The organism is Cupriavidus sp. CPT47-8839-RL05A (assembly GCF_058792255.1).
The window spans coordinates 1-2,712 of the sequence record NZ_JBYTEG010000043.1 but is presented as its reverse complement, the minus strand read 5'-3'; the positions used below and the strand labels follow the sequence as shown (position 1 = coordinate 2,712).

Sequence of the window (2,712 nt, the reverse complement as noted above, 5' to 3'; positions counted from 1 at the left end):
CGGATCGTTAAGTCGCGACCTTCTCGCTACACCGTTCGGTACCTGAAGAAGGACCTTAACTGAACGGCATTACACCTCAGGTGCCCTTTGTCGTTGATGCCGCCGAGTCATTGCGCCAGCCTGTGCTGCGCCGCCTCTGGCGCCCCTTCCAACCGCACATGGTCGTTCCGCGAATCTTATCCAGAGGCTATTGTAATGATAACAATTCTCATTTAATATCTTTCCATCGACTGCGCCATAGCCGGCGCGCCCTTTTTGCAGAACGGAGCCAGAAGATGAGCACACTTTCCCTGCCGCTGTCGCAACCGCGTGAAGTCACCCGCCGCCGGCTGTCGCTGCGCCGCGTCGAGGTCGCCGCGCAACCGCGCCGCGAGGCCAGCGCGAAGGCGGCACCGTCGACCATCGCATCCGTGAAGTCCGCGGTGGCGGCCCTGCCCGCCCGGCTCGAGGCACTGGTGCGCGACAGCCTGTCGCCAGCGCCTGCCGGCGAGGCGGTGGCCCTGGACGCCATCATGCGTGGCGCCAGCACCCTGCCGATCCTGCACAACGGCGATGTCTACACGCTGCGCGTCACGCGCTACGGCAAGCTGATCCTGACGAAATGACGCGGCCCCGCGGCGATACCGCAAGGTTGAAGCCAGAGGGAAGCGACCGAGACCCGCGTTGGGCGCGGGTGCCACGTACGTGGCAGTAAAGACTTTTGTGGGGACCACCTCGGAACGAGGTGTTGGGCAGTAGCCAGGTACTGGTGCCGCGGGCGGGATTCAGACCCCACGCCGGGCCGACCGTACCCAGCCATGCCCTCTTTTATGCCGCCCCGCAGGCCATGCCTGCGGGGCCTTTTCATGCGCCGGCACAATGGCCGGCGCAAGGGCTTTACAGGCCCAGCGCAGCGATACCGGCACGCGCGATCTGCGCGTCTTCGGTCGACTTCACGCCCGACACGCCCACGGCACCGACCACCTGATCGTTGCAGACGATGGGCACGCCGCCCTCCAGCATGCCTTGCAGCACCGGCGCCGTCATGAACGAGTAGCGACCGTTGTTGATCATGTCTTCGTAGACCTTCGACTCGCGACGGCCCAGCGCCGAGGTACGGGCCTTTTCGCCGGCAATATAGGCCGAGATCGGCGCGGCACCATCCAGGCGCTGCATCGCCAGCAGATGGCCGCCATCGTCCACCACGACAATGGACACGGCCCATTGATGATTTTTCGCCTCGGTTTCCGCTGCGGCCATGATCTTCTTCACGTCGTCTGCCGTCAGAACCGTTTTTTGCTGCATGCCACTCTCCTGGTCATTCATTTGGTTAAGGCCGAAGTATAGCGCCGCACCCCCGCCATCGTCATGACAGGCGCCCCATTGCGGTGCGCCGGAGCGCGGGGAAAAACAAGAATGGCCCGCGCTTGGGCGGGCCATTCAACATAGACGGACAACAGCGATTCAGGCGCCGTCCGAGAACGGATCCGGCTTGCCAATGAGCGCGCCATCGGTGTACGGATCGGGCTTGGCGAGGCGGGCACCGTCGGTGAACGGATCAACCTTGCCCATCTTGGCACCATCGGTGTACGGGTCCGTCTTGCCGACCCTGGCGCCGTCCAGGTACGGATCGACCTTGCCGACGGCGGCAAATGCGGAGGTGGAAAGCGCGCCCAGCGCGGCCAGCGCTGCGACGGCAGCAACGGCTTGTGTGATCTTCATGGATATTCCCCTTGCTATTGTTGGTCGAGGCACCGTGCAGCACGTTGCAGTGCCGTCATCACGATGTCACACCGATAGTTTAGGGGGAAACCCTTATAACGATAGAGGTGACGCTTTGAGCAGTCTGTTCAAATAATTTGACTACTCTGACCAAGGGGGCGAATTTCCTGGAACTGGCTTCAGCGCCTCATGTCGCAGTGCGGCAGGAAAAAGGGAAAGGGCCCCGGAGGGCCCCTTCTCTTTCAAAAAGCTTGCGCAGGTCGAACGACGATCAGTCGTCGTGCCAACGGCCGTGGCCATGCCCATGCCGGTGGCCGTGCCCACGATGGTATCCCGGCGGGCCATAGTAGCCGCGGTGGCCGCCGTAATAGCGCGGCGGGCCGTAGTAGCCAGGACCGTAATAGACCGGACGCGGCCGCACCACCACCGGCGGCGGACCGTAGTAGACCGGCGCGGGCGCCACCACGACAGGCGGCGGTGCATAGTAAGCCGGGGCTGGCGGATAATAGGCGGGCGCGCCAACCACTACGCCCGGCACGCCGATTGCCACGCCGACGCTCACATGGGCCATTGCTGCCCCGGAAGCAAGCCCGGCTGCGACACCGAATGCTGCGAGCCACCAACGTTTCATATCCGCCTCTCAATGTGAGATTTCTCTTAATCCGTATTGTAGGGGTTCGGAATTTTCCAGGTGCAACGGCAAGGTCGACATTGTTACCAGCCGTAACAGTGGCGTCACTTTTTCGCGCGCCCGGCGCCCGCCGCAGTAACGCGCTTGCATCCGGGATGCCGAGCCACCACAATACCGGGCTTGCCGTGCGGCCGTGGAGAAATTGGTAGACTCAGCAGACTTAAAATCTGCCGCCTTTCCAGGCTTACGGGTTCGAGTCCCGTCGGCCGCACCAGGGTGTACAGCCCCCTTCCGCTCCCGTTTATCGAGTCGGGTGAGGGGTCGCCCCCTCAGCCCGCTCACACCACCGTACGTGCGGTTCCGCATACGGCGGTTCACGA

General features: G+C 63.2%; 4 protein-coding genes and 1 tRNA gene. 2 read left to right on the top strand and 3 right to left on the bottom strand.

What is annotated here, in order from left to right:
• The first annotated feature begins 275 nt into the window (after positions 1–275).
• A complete protein-coding gene (locus tag AC3WVS_RS31180) occupies positions 276–605 on the top strand; it encodes a hemin uptake protein HemP (protein WP_010814706.1) in 330 nt (109 codons plus the stop codon).
• Positions 606–876: 271 nt separating this feature from the next.
• On the opposite strand, the gene AC3WVS_RS31175 is transcribed toward AC3WVS_RS31180, so the two are convergent.
• The 3 genes from AC3WVS_RS31175 to AC3WVS_RS31165 form a co-directional block, all read right to left on the bottom strand.
• On the bottom strand, positions 877–1,284 hold the full coding sequence (locus AC3WVS_RS31175) for a heme-binding protein (protein ID WP_010814705.1): 408 nt from the start codon (positions 1,282–1,284) through the stop codon (positions 877–879).
• 159 nt (positions 1,285–1,443) lie between these two features.
• Positions 1,444–1,701: a hypothetical protein gene (locus AC3WVS_RS31170; RefSeq protein WP_492321725.1), complete on the bottom strand. Its 258-nt coding sequence runs from the start codon at positions 1,699–1,701 to the stop codon at positions 1,444–1,446.
• Between the two features lie 271 nt (positions 1,702–1,972).
• Complete coding sequence (locus AC3WVS_RS31165; RefSeq protein ID WP_492321724.1) at positions 1,973–2,332, bottom strand: hypothetical protein; 360 nt, start codon at positions 2,330–2,332, stop codon at positions 1,973–1,975.
• A gap of 187 nt (positions 2,333–2,519) precedes the next feature.
• Here AC3WVS_RS31165 and AC3WVS_RS31160 point away from each other — a divergent pair.
• A tRNA-Leu gene (locus AC3WVS_RS31160) sits at positions 2,520–2,606 on the top strand.
• Positions 2,607–2,712: the final 106 nt, after the last annotated feature.